This is a genomic window from Pantoea sp. C8B4, assembly GCF_051336905.1.
In the GTDB taxonomy this organism is placed as follows: Bacteria; Pseudomonadota; Gammaproteobacteria; order Enterobacterales; family Enterobacteriaceae; genus Pantoea; species Pantoea rwandensis_B.
Window position 1 is genome coordinate 323,672 of the sequence record NZ_JBGMNK010000002.1, and the last position, 21,761, is coordinate 345,432.

General features: G+C 52.6%; 18 protein-coding genes, 1 tRNA gene and 3 pseudogenes. 11 read left to right on the plus strand and 11 right to left on the minus strand.

Annotated elements, in window-relative coordinates:
* Positions 1-100 precede the first annotated feature (100 nt).
* Positions 101-2,959, minus strand: coding sequence for a bifunctional [glutamate--ammonia ligase]-adenylyl-L-tyrosine phosphorylase/[glutamate--ammonia-ligase] adenylyltransferase (glnE, locus tag ACCW76_RS04280; protein WP_436337849.1), 2,859 nt, complete (start codon positions 2,957-2,959; stop codon positions 101-103).
* A 31-nt stretch (positions 2,960-2,990) separates the two neighbouring features.
* Entirely contained in the window at positions 2,991-4,301 is a 1,311-nt protein-coding gene (locus ACCW76_RS04285) for an inorganic triphosphatase (protein WP_436337850.1), read from the minus strand.
* Between the two features lie 204 nt (positions 4,302-4,505).
* Between ACCW76_RS04285 and ACCW76_RS04290 the strand changes: the two genes are divergently transcribed.
* Complete coding sequence (locus ACCW76_RS04290) at positions 4,506-5,129, plus strand: TIGR04211 family SH3 domain-containing protein (protein WP_034828360.1); 624 nt, start codon at positions 4,506-4,508, stop codon at positions 5,127-5,129.
* 140 nt (positions 5,130-5,269) lie between these two features.
* Positions 5,270-6,502: a multifunctional CCA addition/repair protein gene (locus ACCW76_RS04295; RefSeq protein ID WP_436337851.1), complete on the plus strand. Its 1,233-nt coding sequence runs from the start codon at positions 5,270-5,272 to the stop codon at positions 6,500-6,502.
* Positions 6,503-6,519: 17 nt separating this feature from the next.
* Here ACCW76_RS04295 and bacA read toward each other — a convergent pair whose 3' ends face one another.
* Both bacA and folB read right to left on the minus strand, forming a co-directional pair.
* Positions 6,520-7,338 carry an undecaprenyl-diphosphate phosphatase gene (gene bacA / locus ACCW76_RS04300; RefSeq protein WP_038644661.1) on the minus strand — a complete coding sequence of 273 codons (819 nt, stop codon included), beginning with the start codon at positions 7,336-7,338 and terminating at the stop codon, positions 6,520-6,522.
* A gap of 191 nt (positions 7,339-7,529) precedes the next feature.
* Positions 7,530-7,889, minus strand: coding sequence for a bifunctional dihydroneopterin aldolase/7,8-dihydroneopterin epimerase (folB, locus tag ACCW76_RS04305; RefSeq protein ID WP_034828354.1), 360 nt, complete (start codon positions 7,887-7,889; stop codon positions 7,530-7,532).
* A 107-nt stretch (positions 7,890-7,996) separates the two neighbouring features.
* Here folB and plsY point away from each other — a divergent pair, with 107 nt between their 5' ends.
* Positions 7,997-8,596 carry a glycerol-3-phosphate 1-O-acyltransferase PlsY gene (gene plsY, locus ACCW76_RS04310; RefSeq protein ID WP_034828352.1) on the plus strand — a complete coding sequence of 200 codons (600 nt, stop codon included), beginning with the start codon at positions 7,997-7,999 and terminating at the stop codon, positions 8,594-8,596.
* 31 nt (positions 8,597-8,627) lie between these two features.
* On the opposite strand, the gene tsaD is transcribed toward plsY, so the two are convergent.
* Positions 8,628-9,641, minus strand: a complete 1,014-nt coding sequence (gene tsaD / locus ACCW76_RS04315; protein ID WP_436337852.1) for a tRNA (adenosine(37)-N6)-threonylcarbamoyltransferase complex transferase subunit TsaD — start codon at positions 9,639-9,641, stop codon at positions 8,628-8,630.
* 278 nt (positions 9,642-9,919) lie between these two features.
* On the opposite strand from tsaD, the gene rpsU reads away from it, so the two are divergent.
* From rpsU to rpoD, 3 genes are all read left to right on the plus strand, one after another.
* Positions 9,920-10,135 carry a 30S ribosomal protein S21 gene (gene rpsU / locus ACCW76_RS04320; protein WP_001144069.1) on the plus strand — a complete coding sequence of 72 codons (216 nt, stop codon included), beginning with the start codon at positions 9,920-9,922 and terminating at the stop codon, positions 10,133-10,135.
* Between the two features lie 118 nt (positions 10,136-10,253).
* Entirely contained in the window at positions 10,254-11,999 is a 1,746-nt protein-coding gene (dnaG, locus tag ACCW76_RS04325) for a DNA primase (protein WP_436337853.1), read from the plus strand.
* Between the two features lie 423 nt (positions 12,000-12,422).
* Positions 12,423-14,267 (plus strand): RNA polymerase sigma factor RpoD, encoded by a 1,845-nt coding sequence (gene rpoD / locus ACCW76_RS04330; protein ID WP_436337854.1) that lies wholly within the window; start codon positions 12,423-12,425, stop codon positions 14,265-14,267.
* A 47-nt stretch (positions 14,268-14,314) separates the two neighbouring features.
* Here the strand turns inward: rpoD and ACCW76_RS04335 are convergent, their stop codons facing one another.
* The 3 genes from ACCW76_RS04335 to ACCW76_RS04345 all read right to left on the minus strand — a co-directional run bounded on the left by ACCW76_RS04335 (position 14,315) and on the right by ACCW76_RS04345 (position 16,261).
* Complete coding sequence (locus tag ACCW76_RS04335; RefSeq protein ID WP_436337855.1) at positions 14,315-15,073, minus strand: substrate-binding domain-containing protein; 759 nt, start codon at positions 15,071-15,073, stop codon at positions 14,315-14,317.
* 88 nt (positions 15,074-15,161) lie between these two features.
* A complete protein-coding gene (gene mug, locus ACCW76_RS04340; protein ID WP_436337856.1) occupies positions 15,162-15,677 on the minus strand; it encodes a G/U mismatch-specific DNA glycosylase in 516 nt (171 codons plus the stop codon).
* Positions 15,674-16,261, minus strand: coding sequence for a TetR/AcrR family transcriptional regulator (locus ACCW76_RS04345; protein ID WP_436337857.1), 588 nt, complete (start codon positions 16,259-16,261; stop codon positions 15,674-15,676). Before ACCW76_RS04345 ends, mug begins: the two co-directional genes overlap by 4 nt.
* Before the next feature lie 136 nt (positions 16,262-16,397).
* Here ACCW76_RS04345 and ACCW76_RS04350 point away from each other — a divergent pair, with 136 nt between their 5' ends.
* From ACCW76_RS04350 to ACCW76_RS04360, 3 genes are all read left to right on the plus strand, one after another.
* Positions 16,398-17,180 carry an SDR family NAD(P)-dependent oxidoreductase gene (locus ACCW76_RS04350; protein ID WP_436337858.1) on the plus strand — a complete coding sequence of 261 codons (783 nt, stop codon included), beginning with the start codon at positions 16,398-16,400 and terminating at the stop codon, positions 17,178-17,180.
* A gap of 203 nt (positions 17,181-17,383) precedes the next feature.
* Positions 17,384-17,459 (plus strand) — tRNA-Ile (locus ACCW76_RS04355).
* Between the two features lie 293 nt (positions 17,460-17,752).
* Positions 17,753-18,661: a hypothetical protein gene (locus ACCW76_RS04360; protein WP_436337859.1), complete on the plus strand. Its 909-nt coding sequence runs from the start codon at positions 17,753-17,755 to the stop codon at positions 18,659-18,661.
* Positions 18,662-18,776: 115 nt separating this feature from the next.
* On the opposite strand, the gene ACCW76_RS04365 is transcribed toward ACCW76_RS04360, so the two are convergent.
* Together ACCW76_RS04365 and ACCW76_RS04370 are read right to left on the minus strand one after the other, a co-directional pair.
* On the minus strand, positions 18,777-18,995 hold the full coding sequence (locus ACCW76_RS04365) for an ogr/Delta-like zinc finger family protein (protein ID WP_235765155.1): 219 nt from the start codon (positions 18,993-18,995) through the stop codon (positions 18,777-18,779).
* Positions 18,996-19,058: 63 nt separating this feature from the next.
* Positions 19,059-19,196, minus strand: a pseudogene (locus ACCW76_RS04370) (phage late control D family protein); the annotation flags it as partial.
* A gap of 1 nt (position 19,197) precedes the next feature.
* Here ACCW76_RS04370 and ACCW76_RS04375 point away from each other — a divergent pair.
* Positions 19,198-19,548 (plus strand): annotated as a pseudogene (locus tag ACCW76_RS04375) (oxidoreductase); the annotation flags it as partial.
* A 51-nt stretch (positions 19,549-19,599) separates the two neighbouring features.
* Positions 19,600-20,157 (plus strand): annotated as a pseudogene (locus ACCW76_RS04380) (phage portal protein); the annotation flags it as partial.
* 140 nt (positions 20,158-20,297) lie between these two features.
* Here the strand turns inward: ACCW76_RS04380 and ACCW76_RS04385 are convergent.
* Positions 20,298-21,725, minus strand: coding sequence for a TIR domain-containing protein (locus tag ACCW76_RS04385; RefSeq protein WP_436337860.1), 1,428 nt, complete (start codon positions 21,723-21,725; stop codon positions 20,298-20,300).
* Positions 21,726-21,761 lie beyond the last annotated feature (36 nt).

Consider the following 21,761-nt stretch of genomic DNA (forward strand, 5'->3'; position numbering starts at 1 on the left):
TATGCGCGGATAATAACATACCCCGATGATACTTCGAGCCACAGGTGCGTGGGCTGCGCGCCTTCCTGTATGCCGGGTCACTAAGGGGCGAAGCGTTATTTTACGCTTCCGCGCTATCAGATTCGGTGGCAGCCAGCCAGCGTTGCCAGCTGCGATGCACGGCTGCACGCTCAGTAGCAAAAGATTCCGGCGCGACGTGCCCCGGCAGCTCTTGCAATGCGAGATGATGCAATGCATCACGCAGCGTGACATATGCGTGAGTCAGCGCCTGCGCTTCCTCTGTATCCATGATCTCCTGACGCGCCATCAATTCAAAAATTCGCACATTGTCCGACCAACGCGTCAACGCAGGCTGCTCTGCCGCGTAGCCTAAGACAAGATATTGCGCGATGAATTCAATATCGGTGATGCCGCCTTCATCGGTTTTGATCTCCCAGCGTCCTTTGTGTTTGTTGCTAAGATGGGCACGCATTTTCTCGCGCATCTCTCGCACTTCTTTTTGTAGTGCAGGACGCTCACGCGGCAGGCAAAGAATGCCGCGACGGATGTCATTGAAACGATCGCAGAGCGCCGTCTCGCCAAACACAATACGCGCGCGCACCAGCGCCTGATGTTCCCAGGTCCAGGCTTCATTACGCTGATAATCATCGAAGGCGGCAAAGGTACTCACCAGCATGCCCGCCGCGCCAGACGGACGCAGGCGCGCATCGACTTCATACAAGATGCCAGAGGAGGTGCGCGTGCTAAACAGATGCATCACGCGCTGCGCCAGCCGCAGGTAGAACTGGCGGCCATCAATCACGCGTTCGCCATCGGTTTCCGCATCGTCCGGGCAGTCATGCAGGAACACCAAATCCAGATCCGAGTTGTAACCCAACTCCCAGCCGCCCAGTTTGCCGTAGCCGACCACGGCAAAACCGCGTTCGCTGTCACTGGTGAGGTGCGAAGGACGACCATAGCGCTGCACCATCATTTGCCACGCTTGCTGCACCACCGATTCGATAATGGCTTCTGCCAGCCAGGTTAAGTGATCGCTCACTTTCATCACCGGCAGCGTTTCAGCGATATCGGCCGCGGCAATGCGCAGATGCTGCGCCTGCTTGAACTGGCGCAGCGCTTCCAGCTGCTGTTCCTCATCATCGGTGGGAATGCGCAGCAGATACTGGCGCAGTTCATCGCGATAGGCATCGGTGGCCGTGGGTTGATACAGCGTGGCGGGATCGAGCAGTTCATCCAGCAACAGCGGATAACGTGCCAGCTGGCTGGCGACCATCGGCGAGGCGGCACACAGGCGGATCAGATGGCGCAGTGCCCCGTGATATTCCGTCAGCAGCTCCAGATAGGTGCTACGCGTCAATACACCGAGCAGCAGCGGTGTCAGACGCCCCAGCACCACATCAGCATCTTCGCGTGGACAGACTTCGCTCAGCAGGCGCGGCATCAGTTGATCAAGCGCCAGACGCCCACGCGGACCGATGGTACGGCGGCTGACATCCTGGCGGAAACTGTTCAGCGATTCGAAGAGCGCGTGACGTTGCGCTTCGTTCAGCTGTGGCACAACAGGAATGAGATCGCTCTCCTCCAGCGTGTCCTGCCACAGACCCGCAAATTCTGCCAGCTGCGGTTGATCGTCCACGTCTGGTGCATCATCACCAATGAGTTCATCAAAGATGCTGCGCACCCCCGCCATCTGCTGTTCAAGTTGCACCATCAGCGCATCCCAATCCGCCGCGCCCATCGCCCAGGCTAAACGCTGACGATCAAGTGGGTTTTCCGGCAGGGTTTGCGTCTGCTCATCATTGATGCTTTGCAGCAGATTTTCCAGACGACGCAGGAACAGATAGGCCTCGCGCAAATGTTTCACCTGCGCCGGACTCAGCAAAGCCAGTTCACCAATCGCCTGCAGCGTTGGCAGCAGGGAACGGAGCTGAAGTGAGCGCTCACGTCCACCACGAATGAGCTGGAACACCTGCACGATAAATTCGGTTTCGCGAATGCCGCCCGCGCCGAGTTTGATGTTGTCTTTCAGGCCACGACGCCGCACTTCACGGGCAATCATGCCTTTCATGTTGCGCAGCGACTGAATCACACTGAAATCGATGTAGCGGCGATAGACGAACGGCCGCAGCATCTGCTGCAACTCCTGGCTCCAGTGGCCTTGATCGTCGCCCATCAGGCGCGCTTTAACCATCGCATAGCGCTCCCAGTCACGCCCCTGCTCCTGGTAGTAGTCTTCCAGTGCAGCAAAACTCAGTACCAGCGGGCCACTGTCACCAAACGGACGCAGGCGCATGTCCACGCGATAGACGAAACCATCCACGGTCGGCTGATCCAGCACTTTGATCAGGCGCTGGCCCATGCGGGTAAAGAATTGGGCGTTATCGAGTTCGCGACGGCCACCTTGCGTCACGCCGTTTTCCGGCCAGGCAAAGATCAGGTCGATATCGGAAGAGAAGTTGAGTTCGCCGCCGCCCAGCTTGCCCATGCCGAGGATAAGCATGGGCTGCGCTTCACCGGCTTCATTGCACGGCGTGCCGAAATCGCGGCTGCAATCCTGCCACACCCAATCACGAGCGGCAGCGATGAGAATCTCCGCCAGCGTGCTGAGTTGTGTCAGGCTCTGTTCGGTGCTGGCGTGTTGTAGCGCCTGCATCCACGCCATACGCACCAGCATATGGCGGCGGAACAGACGCAGTTCGCGCATCAGGGAAGTTTCATTTTCCACACCTGTCAGCGCCTGATTCAGCCAGGTGCTGTAGTGCTGCCACTCATCTGGTGCAGGCGGTTGCTGCTGGAGCTGTTGCCACCACTCCGGATGCTGCTGCAGGTTATCAACGATAAAGTCACTAAAGGTCAGCGCGCCCGCCTGCTCTGCCGTAAAGGCGGAAGGCGGCATATTCAGGCGCTCGGCCACGATAGCTAACTGCGCCTGCATCAGCGCCGGTAACGGTAACAACATCTTCCCTCCCTGATTCGATTGTGCGTCCGGCTTAGCGTTTCACTCCGCTATTCAGCCAGAACGGCGATGGCCGAATGGCCAGATTAACCAGTTGAATCAACCCGCGATCCTGCTGGATGCGGATCGCATGCTGCAGTTCCTGCCAGCCTGCCAGCCAGACATTCACCTCTTCCGCTGGGTAAGCCCCTGCCAGCAGATGCACCGCTAACAGCTGGCGATTCAGGCGCGTGGATTTGTCCTGGAATTCGTTAAACAGCTGCACATCGACGAAGGTCTCACGCAGATCGGCAGCAATTCGGCTGAGCATGATGTCGCTGAAGCGTTTGAACGAACCCTGCAGCTTGCTTTTGCTCTTATCATCCAGCCAGTTCTGCCATTTCGACTCCACTAGCCAGTGAGTAAGTGCTAACTGGGCATCAACAGAGACAGGTGAGAAACAGGCGGTTTCCGCATCAATTTCCGCATCCGCTAACAGCTCATCCAGACGCGTCAGTTTCTGACGTAGATCGCTGCTCGCCTTGCGCGGTACCAGCGCACCAAACAACGAAAACGCCTGACGCAGGGTTTCCAGCGCATCCATCACCGCTTCTTTGGCATCGGCATTTCCGCGCAGCCAGACTTCTTCGTGGTACTGCCACTGGTTAAGACCGGCGGTCATCGCATTGACCATGCCCTGCTCTACCGTGGCTTTGGCGCCGATTTTTTGCAGCGCTAACGCACGCAGTGGACGGGCAGGATTGCCCTGAGCCAGCTGATAACCGCGCGCCGCTTTGCTCAAACTGCCCAGGCGCAGGCCGCCAGCGGTGATCAAGGCTTCTGCGAACTGCAGCATGTCGGCACGCTGGCCGCTTTTCAGCTCCAGCTCCACTTCATACAAAGGCTCGCTCAATTCACCTGCGGCGACGTCTCCGCGATCAAACGCCACTTCAATTTCGCTCTCACCAAACTGCACCAGCCAGGCTTCACGCTGGAAGTGGGTGCTGAACAGCGGTTGCAGGCGCTGCTGTAATGCCGCGACATCGGTGCCTTCTGGCCAGATTTCGGCCGGCAGCTGGGCGATATCCAGCGTAGGCTCAGTGAGGTCGACGTTATATTCCGGGCGCTGATGCAGACCGCCTACGGTTTTTCCGGCGGCCTTCAGCGTCATCTCATAACGCTGATCGACACCGCGGATGCGCAGGCCCATATCCCAACGACGTAGCTGATTGTCATCGGTCTCAAAATAGATGTTTGTCAGCTCGCGTGCGGCGAAGTGCTGATGTGGCCACGCGGCAAGGGTTTCACCGAGTTTTTCGGCGGCTTGTGGTGTGGCAATGAACTTTAATTCGATTTCGATGGTCATAATTTTTTATTCAATACGCTGCTGGCACTTACGAGTTTAATCTGGCGAAGAGTAATGCACCGGAAGCCCGCTGTCTCCGCTTTCTTGTGCTTTTACGACCCTTTTCGCACCAGATTGAGACCAGGATAGTTCTCATTCAGATTTTTGAGAAGCGTCTCCAGACTGTGCCGGTAATTTTACGCCATTAAGAAAAAACGACATCGAATGAAAAAAATCACACTTGCTGCCCTTTCTTTGCTGGCATTTAGCGCCATCGCCCCCGTTCATGCTGCTGACGAAAAGCGTTATATCTCCGATGAATTATCCACTTGGGTACGCAGCGGTCCGGGCGATCAATATCGCTTGATTGGCAAGCTGAATGCCGGAGAGGAAGTCACCCTGTTGCAGGTCAACAACGATTCCCAATATGGTCAGATTCGTGATGCCGAAGGGAAAACCAACTGGATCCCACTGTCCCAGTTGAGTGCCGAACCTAGCCTGCGCACCCGCGTGCCGCAGCTGGAGCAACAGGTCAAAGATCTCACCGCTAAGCTGGCGAATATCGACAACAGCTGGAATCAGCGCACCTCTGAAATGCAGAGCAAAGTGGCGAACAGCGACGGCACCATTGACGGCCTGAAAGCGGAAAATCAGAAGCTGAAAAATGAGCTGATTGTCGCGCAGAAGAAAGTCAGCGCCGCGAACGTCCAGCTGGATGACAAACAGCGCACCATCATCATGCAGTGGTTTATGTATGGTGGCGGCGTGTTGGGTGTCGGCTTACTGCTTGGTTTGGTATTGCCGCACATGGTGCCACGCCGTAAGAAAAACGATCGCTGGATGAACTAAACCACCACGCCGATTTGTTCTTTTCTTCAAGGGGATCGTAAGATGCCCCTTTTGGCGTGCCCGATATTTAGCCAAAGTATGCAACAATAACGCAACATGCGTGCACGGCGCGCAGAATACATTGCCTCTGGAGTGGTTGAGTGAAGACGTTTCTGGTCGGTGGCGCGGTGCGTGATGCCTTACTGCGTTTGCCGGTAAAAGATAGAGATTGGGTGGTGGTCGGTGCCACACCTGAAGCGATGCTGGCACAAGGTTATCAGCAGGTGGGCCGGGATTTTCCGGTTTTTTTGCACCCACGCAGTCGTGAAGAGTATGCACTGGCGCGTACCGAACGCAAAAATGGCAAAGGCTACACCGGTTTTATCACACAATTTGCCCCGGACGTGACGCTGGAGCAGGATTTGCAGCGCCGCGATCTCACCATCAATGCCATTGCGCAGGCCGACGACGGCAGCTTAATCGACCCTTATCGCGGACAGCAGGATTTGGCGAATCGCACCCTGCGCCATGTCTCCGCCGCCTTTAACGAAGATCCGCTGCGCGTCCTGCGCGTGGCGCGTTTCGCTGCCCGTTTTGCCCACCTCAATTTCCGTGTCGCGGATGAAACTCAGGCCTTAATGCGTGAGATGGCGGAGAGCGGCGAGTTAGCTGACCTCACGGCCGAACGCGTGTGGAAAGAGACCGAAAAAGCCCTGCTGACCCGCAACCCGCAGGTCTATTTTCAGGTATTGCGTAACTGCGGTGCGTTGCAGGTGCTGTTCCCGGAGTTGGATAAGCTGTACGGCATTCCGGCGCCGATCAAATGGCATCCCGAAATTGATACCGGCGTGCACGCGCTAATGACGCTGACGATGTCTGCCGCCCTCTCAGAGGAGTTGGACGTGCGCTTTGCCACGCTGTTCCACGATGTCGGTAAGGCGCTGACGCCGCCGGAAAAATGGCCGAGCCATCATGGTCACGGTTTAGCTGGCGTCCCGATTGTCGAGGCACTGTGCCAGCGGCTACGCGTACCCAATCAGGTGCGCGATCTGGCGTTAATCGTCACCGAATTCCACGATATCGTCCACACCATTGAGCGTCAGTCAGCGGAGTCACTGGTGGCTCTGTTTGATCGCATTGATGCGTGGCGTAAGCCCGATCGCGTTGAGAAGATGGCGCTAACCAGCGAAGCTGATGCGCGCGGTCGCACCGGAATGGAAAGCCTGGCCTATCCACAAGGCGATTATTTACGTCAGGCGTTTGCACTGTCTCAGGCGGTACCGACGAAGGAGGTAGTTGCAGCAGGTTTTAAAGGTCCAGCCGTGCGGGAAGAGTTGACGCGTCGTCGGGTAATGGCAGTACAGGAAGGGTTGATCAACGTGCGGCCAGCATAACTGGCCGCACGCCGCGCTTACATGAAGATGGCGTAAACCGCCGCCGCCACGATAAAGCGATAGATAGCGAACGAGACAAACGAAATACGCTTAATCAGTTCCAGGAACACTTTGATGGCCAGCAGCGCAACGATAAAGGCGGTCACGAAGCCGACGGCGAACATCGGGAAATCCTGCATCGTCAGGAAGCCCATGCTCTTGTAAAGATCCAAGCCAGTCGCACCAATCATCATTGGCACCGCAAGGATGAACGAGAACTCCGATGCGGCATAACGACTCACGCCCATCAGCATACCGCCAGAAATGGTGGCACCCGAACGCGAGAAGCCCGGCCACAGCGCCAGACACTGGAAGCAGCCAATCATAAACGCCTGGCGGTAAGTGATATCATCGATACCTACCGCTTTAGGCTGTTTCGGCTTGAAGTACTCCGCGACCAACAGCAACACACCACCAACGACCAGCGCGTACATCACGTTAATCGGATTAAACAGGCTTTTGATTTGATCGTGGAGCACCAGACCAATCACCACCGCGGGAACCATACCTAACAGGATGTGAATCAGCGTCAGTTTCCCGGTTCCGGTGCCTTCATGCGGCTCCTTACCGAAGTGAATACCAATCAGTCCGAACAGGCGGCGCCAGAACATCACCACTACCGCTAAAATTGAACCCAGCTGAATGACAACTTCAAAGGTTTCAGCTTTATCACCCTCAAAACCCAACAGATGGCCAACAATGATCATATGGCCCGTAGAAGAGACCGGCAGGAATTCCGTGAGGCCTTCCACAACCCCCAGGATTGCAGCAACCCAAAGCTGGTGAATATCTGCCATCAAAATTTTTCCTCTATCCGTTTTAAACAGTAAAAAGGCGGTCGCAAGGTGCTACCGCCTAAAATTATGCCTGCGCCACGCTGAAGGAAACCTTAAGAAAATCGGCAACTTCGCGTCCGTTAGCGCAACGGCCTCAAGTGAGACACACCATAATTTGGTTTGGTTTCATTGTGATGGCAATCACGGATGATTTATTTAGGAATAGTCCCGCGCTCAATACGCACGCCAACGGTCGCTGCCTGGGCCACCGCGCCAGGTTTCCCGACTTTGATGCGTACTCCGGGGGTTTTGAAACGATTCATCAACAGATCGGCAATTTCTTCCGCCACGCGTTCGACTAAGGCAAAGCGCTGGCCCTGCAGATGATTGAGGATAACCTCGGTGACATCGGCATAGCTCAGACAGTCGTTCACATCGTCACTCACCGCGGCACGACGGTTGTCCCACGCCATTTCGACATCGAGCACCAGCTTCTGCTGCATGCCCTGTTCCCAGTCGTAAACGCCAATGGTGGTGAACACGGTGAGTTGTTCTATAAATACGATATCCATGATGTCAGTCTCTGTTTTTGGCTAAGCCGGATACCACTTCCGGCGGATTATGCGTATTATCCACGCTTATCGAGAACAAAACGACCCAAAAGGAACGGTACGACGCTATGAGTGCTATCGCGCTTGGTATGATTATTTTCGCGTATCTTTGCGGCTCGATTTCCAGTGCGATCCTGGTTTGTAAACTCGCGCGCTTACCCGATCCGCGTACCGCTGGCTCCGGCAACCCAGGCGCGACCAACGTGTTGCGCATTGGTGGCAAAGCCGCTGCGGCTGCGGTACTGATTTTCGACGTGGCAAAAGGGATGATTCCGGTATGGATCGCCTATCTGCTGCACGTCACGCCGATGTATCTCGGCTTAACCGCGATTGCTGCCTGCCTCGGCCATATCTATCCGGTGTTCTTCCGTTTCCGTGGTGGTAAAGGCGTAGCAACCGCGTTTGGTGCGATTGCGCCGATTGGCTGGGATTTGACGGGATTGATGACCGGCACCTGGCTGCTGACGGTACTGCTGAGCGGCTACTCCTCGCTGGGTGCGATAGTCAGTGCGCTGATCGCGCCGTTTTACGTGTGGTGGTTCAAACCCCAATTCACCTTCCCGGTTTCGATGCTCTCCTGTTTGATTCTGTTGCGCCATCACGACAACATCCAGCGCTTGTGGCGCGGCCAGGAAAATAAGATCTGGAAGCGAAAGAAAAAGAAATAAAAAAAACCGGCGCGATGCCGGTTTTTTCGTTTTAGATGGCGGGCAACTCGGCCAGTGGCCAACGTGGCCGGACGCTGACGCCCAGTCCACCGCGCGTACCGCCTTTCAGCCGCACCATGCCTGCATAGGCAATCATTGCGCCGTTATCGGTGCAGAACTCCGGACGCGCGTAAAACACCTCGCCACCGCGCTTTTGCATCATCTCGGCCATGCGTTCACGCAGCGTGCGGTTGGCGCTGACACCACCGGCAATCACCAGGCGTTTAAAGCCGGTCTGCTCCAGCGCGCGTTTGCACTTGATCATCAGCGTATCCACCACTGCATCCTCAAACGCACGAGCGATATCGGCACGCGCCTGCTCATCGCCGTTATGTTCACGAATGGTGTTAGCGGCGAAGGTTTTCAAACCCGAGAAGCTGAATTCCAGCCCTGGGCGATCGGTCATCGGGCGCGGGAATTTGAAGCGACCCGGCGTGCCCTGTTGCGCCATGCGTGACAGCATCGGCCCGCCTGGATAATCCAGACCGAGCAGTTTGGCGGTTTTATCGAAAGCTTCACCCGCCGCATCGTCAATCGATTCGCCCAGCAAAGTGTATTCACCAATGCCAGTGACGCTGATTAACTGCGTGTGACCGCCGGAGACCAGCAGTGCCACAAACGGAAACTCCGGTGGATTCTCTTCCAGCATCGGTGCCAGCAGATGGCCTTCCATATGATGGACTGGCACGGCAGGCACATTCCACGCGAACGCCAGTGCACGGCCGACAGTCGCCCCGACTAATAGCGCCCCGACCAAACCTGGACCGGCGGTATAGGCCACGGCATCAATGTCTTTTGCGGCTAATCCGGCTTCTTTCAGCGCAGCCTGAATCAGCGGAACGGTTTTGCGCACGTGGTCACGTGAGGCCAGTTCGGGCACTACGCCACCGTAATCGGCGTGCAGTTTGACCTGGCTATATAATTGATTCGCCAACAGACCGGACGCATCGTCATAAATCGCGATGCCGGTTTCATCGCAGGACGTTTCAATACCCAGAACTCGCATAGCTTTTATCACCCTCTTCTTGCGGCGCGCAGTGTAGCACAGGCGAATCACACGCTGGACGACTTTGCCAGGAAAAAGTGTTTTTCTGTCGCACAAAGAGTGCGCTATACTCCACGGCCTGAAAAAACCGGCAGCCGCGATGGCATATGTCTCTGTTGGTTCTAAATTGTTCATGGTGCTTTACAACTCGGCTACGGCTGGAGTAAAATGCTGCACCATTTTAAAAGTGCTGGCGCCGCAGTCAGCAGCAAAACCGAATTTATCGAGGTAAGAGTTACATGCCGGTAATTAAAGTACGTGAAAACGAGCCTTTCGACGTAGCACTGCGTCGCTTCAAGCGTTCTTGCGAGAAAGCAGGTGTTCTGGCGGAAGTTCGTCGTCGTGAGTTTTATGAAAAACCAACGACTGAGCGTAAGCGCGCTAAAGCGTCTGCTGTTAAGCGTCACGCCAAGAAACTGGCTCGCGAAAACGCACGCCGCACTCGTCTGTACTAATTTCTTTCGGAAGTTCGCTTCCGCCGCGTGTTAAACGCAGACAGAGTCAAGTAAGAGGCCGTGCTTTCCGAAAGGAAGCGCGGCTTGTTGCCGTTTATGAGCTGAAAAACCGGGGCTTATGGCTGGACGAATTCCACGCGTATTTATCAATGACTTACTTGCCCGCACGGATATCGTGGATCTTATCGATGCCCGCGTTAAGCTGAAAAAGCAGGGTAAGAACTATCACGCGTGCTGTCCTTTTCATAACGAGAAAACCCCCTCTTTCACCGTAAGCGGTGAGAAGCAGTTTTATTACTGCTTCGGCTGTGGCGCCAAAGGTAACGCCATCGATTTCCTGATGAATCACGATCGTCTGGATTTCGTCGAAAGCGTTGAGGAGCTGGCCACGCAACACGGCTTAGAAGTGCCGTATGAAGCGGGCAACGGCCCCAGCCCGATGGAACGTCATCAGCGTCAAAGTCTGTATCAGCTGCTGGAAGGCCTCGACGGTTTCTATCAGCAAAGCCTGCGTAACCCGCAAGCGACATCTGCACAAAATTATCTCGCCACACGCGGTCTCAGCCAGCAAGTGATCGATCACTTCGCGATTGGTTATGCGCCAGCAGGCTGGGATAACGTGCTGAAACGTTTTGGTCAGCAGAAAGAGGACCGCGAATCCTTAATGGAAGCGGGCATGCTGGTCAGTAACGATTCCGGCCGCACTTATGATCGTTTTCGCGATCGCGTGATGTTCCCGATTCGCGATAAGCGTGGGCGCGTCATTGGTTTTGGTGGACGTGTACTGGGCAACGATACGCCGAAGTACCTGAACTCGCCGGAAACACCGATTTTCCATAAAGGCCGTCAGTTATATGGCCTGTATGAAGCGCAAAAGAATCATCCGCAGCCCGCGCGTTTGCTGGTTGTAGAAGGCTATATGGACGTGGTGGCGCTGGCGCAATTTGGCATCGATTATGCCGTTGCCTCGCTGGGCACCTCGACCACCGCTGAGCACATTCAGCTGCTGTTCCGTTCTACCGACACGGTGATTTGCTGTTACGACGGCGACCGCGCGGGGCGCGAAGCCGCATGGCGTGCACTGGAAACCGCATTGCCCTACATGAATGACGGTCGTCAGCTACGCTTTATGTTTTTGCCTGATGGCGAGGACCCGGACACGCTGGTGCGTAAAGAAGGCAAAGAGGCGTTTGAAGCGCGGATGGAGCAGGCTTTACCGCTCTCCACGTTTTTATTCGACAGCCTGATGCCACAGGTCGATCTGAGCACGCGTGACGGTAAAACCAAGCTGGCAACGCTGGCGCTGCCGTTAATTAGCCAGATCCCCGGTGAAACTTTACGCATTTATATGCGTCAGAATCTGGGTAATAAACTCGGCATTCTGGACGATAACCAGTTAGACAAGCTGATGCCAAAGCAGGCAGAAAGCGGGACTGCGCCAACGGCTCCCCCGTTGAAGCGCACCACCATGCGCGTGTTGATTGCGTTACTGGTGCAGAATCCGCAATTTGCCGCCATCGTTCCTACGCTGGATGGGCTTGAGCAGTCAAAAATGGCGGGTTTACCGCTGTTTGTGGAGTTAGTCAGTCGTTGTACGGAGAATCCTGGCCTGACGACCGGACAGCTACTAGAGTTATATCGCGGGACAGAATTTAGCCAGCCCCTTGAAACGCTGGCCACCTGGAACCACATGATAGTGGATGAAGAAGCAGAAGCCGTGTTCCAGGATTCACTGGCGAGTCTTTACGACTCAGCCCTTGAACAGCGCCTTGAAGCGCTTATCGCACGCGATCGTACCGATGGCCTGAGCGCCGCCGAACGCCGCGAGTTCTGGGCCTTAAGCCAGGCATTAGCGAAAAAATAAGATTTTTACCAGACCAGAACGTTGAAGGCTGTTAAAGCTGCCGTTTTGGTTTGATCGTTCGGTTCGGTTTTAAGCGCACCGTACGAGGGCCGTCGGCGTCGAAGCCAGTTTCGTGACCGCCAGCGCGCAGTAACCGGAGCGTACTGAAGTACGTGAGGATGACTCGCGAAGCTCGCCCCTTCGGGGCCGCCCTGAAGGGCGTTCAAGTTGCTAAAGCAACTTGTACGAGCACTGCCGGGGATGAAAATGGCGAGTAAGCCAGGCCCGCAATGAAAGAACTCAAGCGGCTTAAGTGCCGATATATGAAGGGCTGAAGCCCTGGCCGTGTTGAAGGCAGCGGCAAAAGAACAACGCCTTCACTGTTATAGTTGGCTCGCTGCCGACCGACACCAATCTAATTAACAGAAGTGTGGATACCGTCTTATGGAGCAAAACCCGCAGTCACAGCTTAAGCTGCTTGTCACCCGTGGTAAGGAGCAGGGCTTTCTGACCTATGCTGAGGTCAATGACCATCTGCCGGAAGATATCGTCGACTCCGATCAGATCGAAGACATCATCCAGATGATTAACGACATGGGTATTCAGGTTGTTGAAGAAGCACCTGATGCCGATGATCTGATGCTGAATGAAAACAGCAGTGATACTGACGAAGATGCCGCAGAAGCTGCCGCGCAGGTACTCTCTAGCGTTGAATCTGAAATTGGCCGTACTACTGACCCTGTGCGTATGTACATGCGCGAAATGGGTACCGTTGAGCTGCTGACGCGCGAAGGCGAAATCGACATCGCTAAGCGTATCGAAGACGGTATCAACCAGGTTCAGTGCTCGGTTGCCGAATATCCGGAAGCCATCACCTATCTGCTCGATCAGTATGATCGTGTGGAAGCGGGCGAATCTCGCCTGTCTGACCTGATCACCGGCTTTGTTGACCCGAACGCGGAAGAAGATATCGCGCCAACCGCCACTCACGTGGGTTCTGAACTGTCTGAAGAAGACCGTAACGACGACGATGAAGAAGACGAAGATGGCGACGATGACAGCTCTGACGATGATAACTCCATCGATCCAGAACTGGCGCGCGAGAAGTTCAACGATCTGCGCACTCAGTACGAAACCACCCGTACCGTGATCAAAGCCAAAGGCCGCAGCCACGCTGATGCCGTTGCAGAAATCAATAACCTGTCTGAAGTGTTCAAACAGTTCCGCCTGGTGCCGAAGCAATTCGACTACCTGGTGAACAGTATGCGCGTCATGATGGAGCGCGTGCGTACGCAAGAGCGCCTGATCATGAAGCTGTGTATTGAAATCTGCAAAATGCCGAAGAAGAACTTCATCACCCTGTTCACCGGCAACGAAACCAGCCCAAGCTGGTTCAAAGCGGCGCTGGCCATGAATAAGCCCTGGTCAGAGAAGCTGCTTGAAGTTGAAGATGATGTGACGCGTTCACTGCAGAAATTGCAGCAGATTGAAGAAGAGACCGGCCTGACAATCGAGCAGGTTAAAGACATCAACCGTCGCATGTCGATCGGCGAAGCCAAAGCGCGTCGTGCGAAGAAAGAGATGGTTGAAGCAAACTTGCGTCTGGTTATTTCTATCGCCAAGAAATACACCAACCGTGGTCTGCAGTTCCTCGATCTGATTCAGGAAGGTAACATCGGCCTGATGAAAGCGGTTGATAAGTTTGAATACCGTCGTGGTTATAAGTTCTCAACTTATGCGACCTGGTGGATTCGTCAGGCTATCACCCGTTCTATCGCCGACCAGGCACGTACCATCCGTATTCCGGTGCATATGATTGAGACCATCAACAAGCTCAACCGTATTTCGCGCCAGATGCTGCAAGAGATGGGCCGTGAGCCAACGCCGGAAGAGCTGGCTGAGCGTATGCTGATGCCAGAAGATAAGATTCGCAAAGTGCTGAAAATTGCTAAAGAGCCGATCTCTATGGAGACGCCGATTGGTGATGATGAAGATTCACATCTGGGCGATTTTATCGAAGACACCACGCTGGAGCTGCCGCTGGATTCTGCTACCTCAGAAAGCCTGCGTTCAGCCACCCACGACGTGCTGGCGGGTCTGACTGCGCGTGAAGCGAAAGTCCTGCGTATGCGTTTCGGTATCGATATGAACACCGACCACACGCTGGAAGAGGTTGGCAAACAGTTTGACGTTACCCGTGAGCGTATTCGTCAGATCGAAGCCAAGGCGCTGCGTAAGCTGCGTCACCCAAGCCGCTCCGAAGTGCTGCGTAGCTTCCTTGACGATTAATCCTCGTTAAGACGAAAAACCCCGGCTTGCCGGGGTTTTTTATTGCCTTAAAACGGCGTCAGCCCTTTTTCCTGCATCATTTTGCGCGCGTTATCGCTCTGCAAATACTTCACAAACTGCGCCGCCGCCTGCTTCTGCTGCGTGCTGCGCGTAATCACCGCGCCGTATAGCGTGTCCTGCTGCACCGTTGGCGGGATAAGACCGACAATGGTGATCCCCTTCACCGCCTGCAATTCGCTGTTCTGTTGGAAGCCCAGCTCCGCTTTCCCCTGCGCCACCGCTTCACCCACCGGCGTGGCGGGGATCACTGACACTTTGCTGGCGGTCTTCGGCCCCAACTCCAGCTTGCTCAGCATCTTGCCTTGAATATATTTGCCGCTGGCACTGTCTGATATCGCGATGCTTGAGGCTTCCGTGAGGACCTGTTTGAATTTCGCCACCGTGCTGATATCCGGCGGCGTCATGCCCTGCTTCACCGCCATCGCGATATAAGAGTGCGCCAGCACCTGATGGCTGTTGCTATCCACAAATTTAGCCTGCTCCAGCGGCTTGATGGCGTAATCGACCATCACCAGCACATCGGCATTATCCTGACGCTTCAGACGATTAGGGATAGCCTGTGGCGTATCGCCCATCGAGGGTGCCGCTTCCAGCTGTAGGGTATTGCCGGTTTGCTGCTGATAATCCTGCTTCAGGCTCTCAATCACCGGATACATGCCACCGGAGCTAAATACTTTCAGCGTTTCCGCTTGTGCCGTCTGTTGGGCCATCACCAGCAGCGCCGCTAACGCGATTGTGCGTTTCATCTTCCCTCTCTTTATTTGCCATAAAGATTTGGGTTTAGTCAGAAACCACAGATTGAACAACTTCAGGGCCGCGTTAAGCGGAGCACGCTCACGCGTTATTCTGTAACCAATCATGAAGTTGGCGATAAGCTGCCGCCATCTCCTCTATCGTCGCACGGTTCAAACCGCTGGGATTGGGCAGCACCCATAAGCGCGTTTCACCCAAGGTTTGCGACTGCTCGCCCCACTCCACTTTGCGCTGTCGGAACGCCTTCTGGAACGCATCTTTGCCCAGCACCGCCAGCGCACGCGGCTGATAGCGTAAGATCTTCTCCTGCAAACGCGCCCCGCCATTGCGCAGCTCATCACCCGCCAACTCGTTGGTCTGAATGGTGGGACGCTCAACCAGCATAGTGATGCCACAACCGGTTTCCAGCAGCCGCTGCTCCTGTTCTGGTTTCAGCAATTCGCGGGTAAAACCGGCCTGATGGATCACCTTCCAGAAGCGATTACCCGGATGAGCAAAGTGGAAGCCGGTGTGCGCCGATGATTTGCCTGGATTGATGCCACAAAACAGCACCTGCAAATCCGGCGCAATAATGTCCTGAATATCGTGCTCGCTCATGCGCTCTCCAGCCCCGCCCTTTGCTTCACTAACCGACGACTCACCGCCAGCATATTGCGCGCTTCCTCATCATCCGGACAGGCACGCGCCAGCGCCACCGCACCGACCATTTCGGCCAGCATGCTAGCGGCGACGTCATCAGCCTGAGGATGATGCATTTCGTTGAGGGCTTGTGCCAGCCGTTGCCGCACCGCATCGCGACGTTGCGAGAACAGCGTGCGTGTTTCAATCGGCAGATGGGCAATTTCACTCACCAGCGCAGGCATCGGGCAGCCTTCGCCAGGCGTGTTGCGATGATGCTCAGAGAGATAGTTATCGATCAGTTGTGTCAGCCGCTCGGCAGGATCGGCCAGGCTGGTGATGGCCGCAAAGCGCTGCGCCGAATCAGCAAACATTTCGGCAATCACCGCTTCAACCAGCGCTTCGCGCGAATCAAAGTGGGCGTAGAAGCCGCCGTGAGTTAATCCTGCGCGCTTCATCAGCGCCGCCACGCCAATGCATTCGGTGCCGCATTCGCGCATCACCACCGCTGCCTCATCCAGTATGCGCTGCCGCGTGCGCGCCTTGTGGCTTTGCTTTTCCATCTCTCACCATCCTGCTCATCGTTAATGGCAATCAGTGTAATTATTACGATCATCATATTCCAGCTTGACGAAAAATATGATGATCGTCATATTAAGTTCCATCAGATATGACAACCATCATTTACAGGAACCGACCATGACACAACAACTGGCTTTGATTACCGGCGCATCCAGCGGCATTGGTGCAACTTACGCGAAACAGCTGGCCGCACGCGGCAGTAATTTGATTCTGGTGGCGCGTGATGCCTCACGGCTTAACCAGCTGGCGCAATCGCTGCGAGAGGCACATGGCGTTGACGTCCGCGTGCTGGCAGCGGACCTCACGCAAACGGATGACCTGGCTAAAGTGGCACGTGAACTGCGTGACAACCACGACATTACGATGCTGGTTAACAATGCGGGAATGGTGGTGGAAGGTGAATTTACCGACGCCGATATTCAGCCAATTCAAACTATGCTGTCGCTCAATATCATCGCGCTGACCGAACTGGCCCACAGCGCTGCACAAGCCTTCCGTGCACGTGGGCAAGGCACCATCGTAAACATCGCTTCAGTGGTCGCGCTGGTACATGAAGTGATGAATGGCGCCTACAACGCCAGCAAAGCCTATGTGCTATCGCTGACGCGCAATATGGATCGCGAGTTAGCAGGCAGCGGCGTGGTGCTGCAAGCCGTGCTGCCCGGCTTCACGCGGACGGAGATCTTTGATCGTGCCGGGAAATCGATTAATGACATCCCGGCTGAGAAGATGATGGAAGTCGAGGATCTGGTCTCGGCAGCCTTGAGCGGTCTGGATGCGGGCGAGCTGATTACCATCCCTTCCGTGGAAGAGATGAGCCTGTGGCAGAAGCTTGATGAAGCGCGTGGTGCGATGATTCCGTACATCTCATTGAATAAGCCCGCATCACGTTATCTGTAAGCTTTGGGCGTTGCTAAGGCAAGGTGCGTGGTGTGCCTTGCCTCATAAAAACAGCAACGGCTGGATGTGGGTTGAGCGTTGATATGCTGTGAAAAGGGATTTTTGCTTGGAGATCAATGACTCAGATATTGTTCTAATTTTCACCAACCGATTGGCGAACGCTGGATCACCCCTCCGAGATACTTTATAATCCCCGCTCCGCTGGCCCCTTAGCTCAGTGGTTAGAGCAGGCGACTCATAATCGCTTGGTCGCTGGTTCAAACCCAGCAGGGGCCACCAAATTTAGTGATATAAATCATGCAGTTGAACCGCTTTCCTAAGCGGTTTTTTTGTAGCCAAATAATCGATTGGCAGCAAAATGGCAGCAGATTTTATACTTTCTTCCCTAGTTGCCACAGAATGCCATTCAGAACCAGGTTCGAAACTTGTTACTTTTGACCCTCTAGTGTTGAACACATGCAAGAAATAGTCTTTATCCAGGCATAACTAAAGGTCAGATTGATGCTTAATCAATGTATGTAATGAATGTTTTTTACTAAACACTGAAAAATTGTTTAACAAGGGATTAAGAAATGAGGTTGTTCGCTATTCTTGATATAGACCACCCGATGGTTGCCTGGGAGGTTGCTATTGGCCGGGTCTTAGCAAACCCACCTAAAGATGAACAAGGCATAGAATTTATAGCACCTTCATTATGGTTATATAGCAACATTAAATCGTCTATTAACGATAAATATATGAGCGACCTAGAGTCAGAGTTTCATATAGAAAAAATTCGTGCATCAAAATTCCCTGACAAACCATCCAGACTAAGCGGTGCTTTTTTCTTTGAATCGAGGAATGATGCAATTAATGCCTGCAAAATGTGGGAATGGGAAGAAAAATTAGATTATATATCTGAGGTTAACTTTCATGAATCAAGTTATGTAAAACTTGATTCAAATTGGATTACCCTTAGGATAAGAAGCTGTGAAAAACCGGAAAGAGATTCATTCATTGAAAATTATTATAGTGGTGCTGAGCTTTTTCCCGGCAGGCCACTAAATGAAATAATATGCACGGGTTATGGGGAAGTGTTGAATAGCAAATTGAGGAGACTGGCTTACGGTAAAATACTACAGCAAAAACCAGATGCATCCTTGTTACTGGCATTAGGAATTAGTTGTTTTGAACAAGACTCAAAATTATATCAAGATATATTAAGAGTTACGCCATTCATCAGAAGAATTGACAATGAAGTAGAGGGCTTATTCATTATGAACTTTACACATCTCGAAAACGATGAAAAACGAGTGGCGAAGATAGCCAGTAGATTCATACACAATCATGGCACAAGCCTTATGACCCCAAAGCTAAATAAACCAGGCATACCACTAATTATAAAAAGGCCTATTAATAAAGAAGGTATATTCTCATTAACAGATTTAACTTCGCACTCATTCAGAATGAATGTTGATGATTTCATTGAAATGTATCAATGAAATGATTAGAAAAAATTAATTTTCCAATTAATTTTTTCTAATCTTCGACTGGTGTTTGATGCATTAAAGATATAAATTAGCCCGTGCTGAACCGGCAATGCATAAACCACAGAAATCAAAGCCACAATGGTTGCTGCTGGTCTCTTCCCGGGTGGGGTGGCACTGGTTTAACACTTCCTGGCTTCATGATGATCTCTGATACAGTCTCATGAGATTTAAAAGTACAGCTGCAATTAATATTCTGACACTGGTTATAGCGCTCTTTAGTCGTTGCTGACACCTGAAAGCTGCTGCGTGTATGTGCGGCGTTCCCGCACAAAGGACAATTCATCATCGCGTCACCTCCCCAATCCAATTGAAATGCATGAAACTTAAATTAACCATTTTGAGATAGTATTCATTCCATTTCGATTGAATCTATTTTCACTTCAAAATCAATGCTGGTTGTGAAGCCGCTGTCAGCACTCAGGCTATGCGTGAGTGTGGTAATAATCCACTCCCCCGCATCAATCTGCTGTTTAAACCCGCTCACCCTTATCGACTCCACCGGCGTCGGCCTAGGTGTGTACGAAAACGTGAAGATGTTTTATCCGGCGGTGAAGGAGTTCGTTTATAACCCGAACGTGAAAAACGCCCTGGTGCTGAAGGCGTTCGACATCATTAGCAGCGGGCGTCTGGAGTTCGACGCTGGGCACCTCGACATCGCGCAGTCATTTATGGCAATCCGCCGTGCCACCACGGCCAGCGGCAACCGCCCGACCTACGAAGCCAGCCGCAGCGAAGACGCAAGCCACGCCGATCTGGCGTGGGCGACCATGCACGCGCTGGCAAACGAACCGCTACAGGGCGAAGCCGCCCACACCGGCAACATTATGGAGATTTTTTAAATGAGCAAACGAAGGAACCGCACGCGCACGCAGCCCGTGCAGCAGCAACAGATGACCGGCGGCCCGGCGGCGGAAGCGTTCACCTTTGGCGATCCGGTGCCGGTTCTTGACCGTCGCGAGCTGCTGGACTACGTGGAATGTGTGGTCATGGATAAGTGGTATGAACCACCTGTAAGCTTTGACGGGCTGGCGCGCACGTTTCGCGCGGCCGTGCATCACAGTTCGCCGATCAACGTGAAGCGCAACTTCCTGACCAGCACCTTCATCCCTCACCCGCTGCTGAGCCAGCAGGCGTTCAGCCGTTTTGTGCAGGACTATCTGGTGTTTGGTAACGCCTATCTGGAGAAGCGCACCAGCAGGCTCGGCGGCGTGCTGGCGCTTGAGCCGGCACTGGCAAAATTCACCCGACGCGGTACCGATTTAGAAACCTACTGGTTCGTTCAGTACGGCATGAACACGCAGCCCTATGAGTTCACTAAAGGCAGTGTGTTTCACCTGATGGAGCCGGATTTAAATCAGGAGGTTTACGGCCTGCCGGAGTATCTTTCGGCGATCCCGTCCACCCTGCTAAACGAGTCGGCAACGCTGTTTCGCCGTAAATACTACCTTATTCGTGCGCAATGAATTGTTACCGCTGCAAAAACGCTTAGGTCAAATAAATGAATGGCTTGGTGAAGATATCATTCGATTTAATTCATATAGCATGGACTTCTGAAATCATCAGGCGCTCAATGATGAGCGCCTATTTATCAGCTATGTGTGTTTAGGCGATCAATATTCATGGCATCTAAAAAATTCCGACCAAAACCAAATTGATTCCAATTTCTGGTGTTAGCCAGATTGTCACCCTCTTTAACTTTCTGCGCCAGAACATCGCTATCACTAATACCAGTTATTTCAGCAATACTCTTAAATCCTCTACGCTGTATCGCTCTAGTAAAAAGAGGATAAGTTTCATAATGCCCAGAATATAGTAAGGTTTGGGGATACCAATGCCTTCCTTTTATGAGGCTAACCATCAAAACCACAAGATCCGCTTGTTTTACATCATCAAAAGTTATATCTGCTCGAGTTGCACTTAATTTTATCAATTCTGCAACAGGGGAATTTAATCGATAATTCTCAGGAGCAAGTTTACTCTGAAGGTAATCCGAGTTTATATATAACTCGCTAAAATCAGAAAATTCCATTCCTCTACTGCGAATGTGAGCAGGAAGTAAATAGCTTGAATTCAACAACTCATAAATTCTACTGAATGCTTCAACTTTTACCAAAGCAGCGACAGCATATAAGAAGGTCTCATAAGCGAAAATTCTGTGCGGAAGAAACCAAACATCACTATACGCGCGCAGAGATTCTGGCCGTTCTTTAATTCCGAATAACCACTCAGTTACATGCAACATGTTTTTAGTAAATTCATCGCCTTCACTTTCCCCCTCAAGTAAAATCCAATCAATTAAAATATCGCGAGCTGAGATGAGATTTTTATGGACTAGTATTACTTCACCCGGAATATCATCAGAAGGATTTTCAACAATTCTTAATGACTCACAGTACTCATATACCGTATCTAAGAACTGACGCCTGCATTCTTTAATATTACTTCTTTGGTTGGAAATGGCAGATTTAAGGTTATTGAACTTCGCATGAAGTTCATAAGTTGGCGCTAAAGTGCTTTGCTGTAAGTATGCCGGTGGCTTTCCTAACTTTGGTCTAGTGAACTCCGGCTGACCAAATAAAACTCTAATCAATCGTTCCCAGTTGTCATTCTCTTTTTCAGGAGTAGAGAAATCTATATATATTCTGCTCTTCAAAAAAGTTGGAGTGTAAGGTTCACCACCATCCTTATATTCAAATATCAAAGGTATAAATTTTGACTGAGAAACCTTTGAGTATATTTCTTGCGAAATAATCATCGACTCAACACCCACACCATCTTTCCTTGCGTCTGCTTTTTCAGAGTATTTTTGATCGCAAATTACTAAGACATGTGTAACGGAACTATCTTGTACCATCCTCTCCATATAATGGTATTTGTCATCACCTTCATTTAAGTCAAAAATGTCTACAACTGATTCGACGCCATCAGCTGCCAATCTATCTGCGATGTCTTTTATATGCTGTTGATGTGTTTTGCTTGACCAACTATAAGATATGAACACTTTTGGCTGAATCATTAGTTCACCTCACTCTAGCTATAATTTTGAAAAATT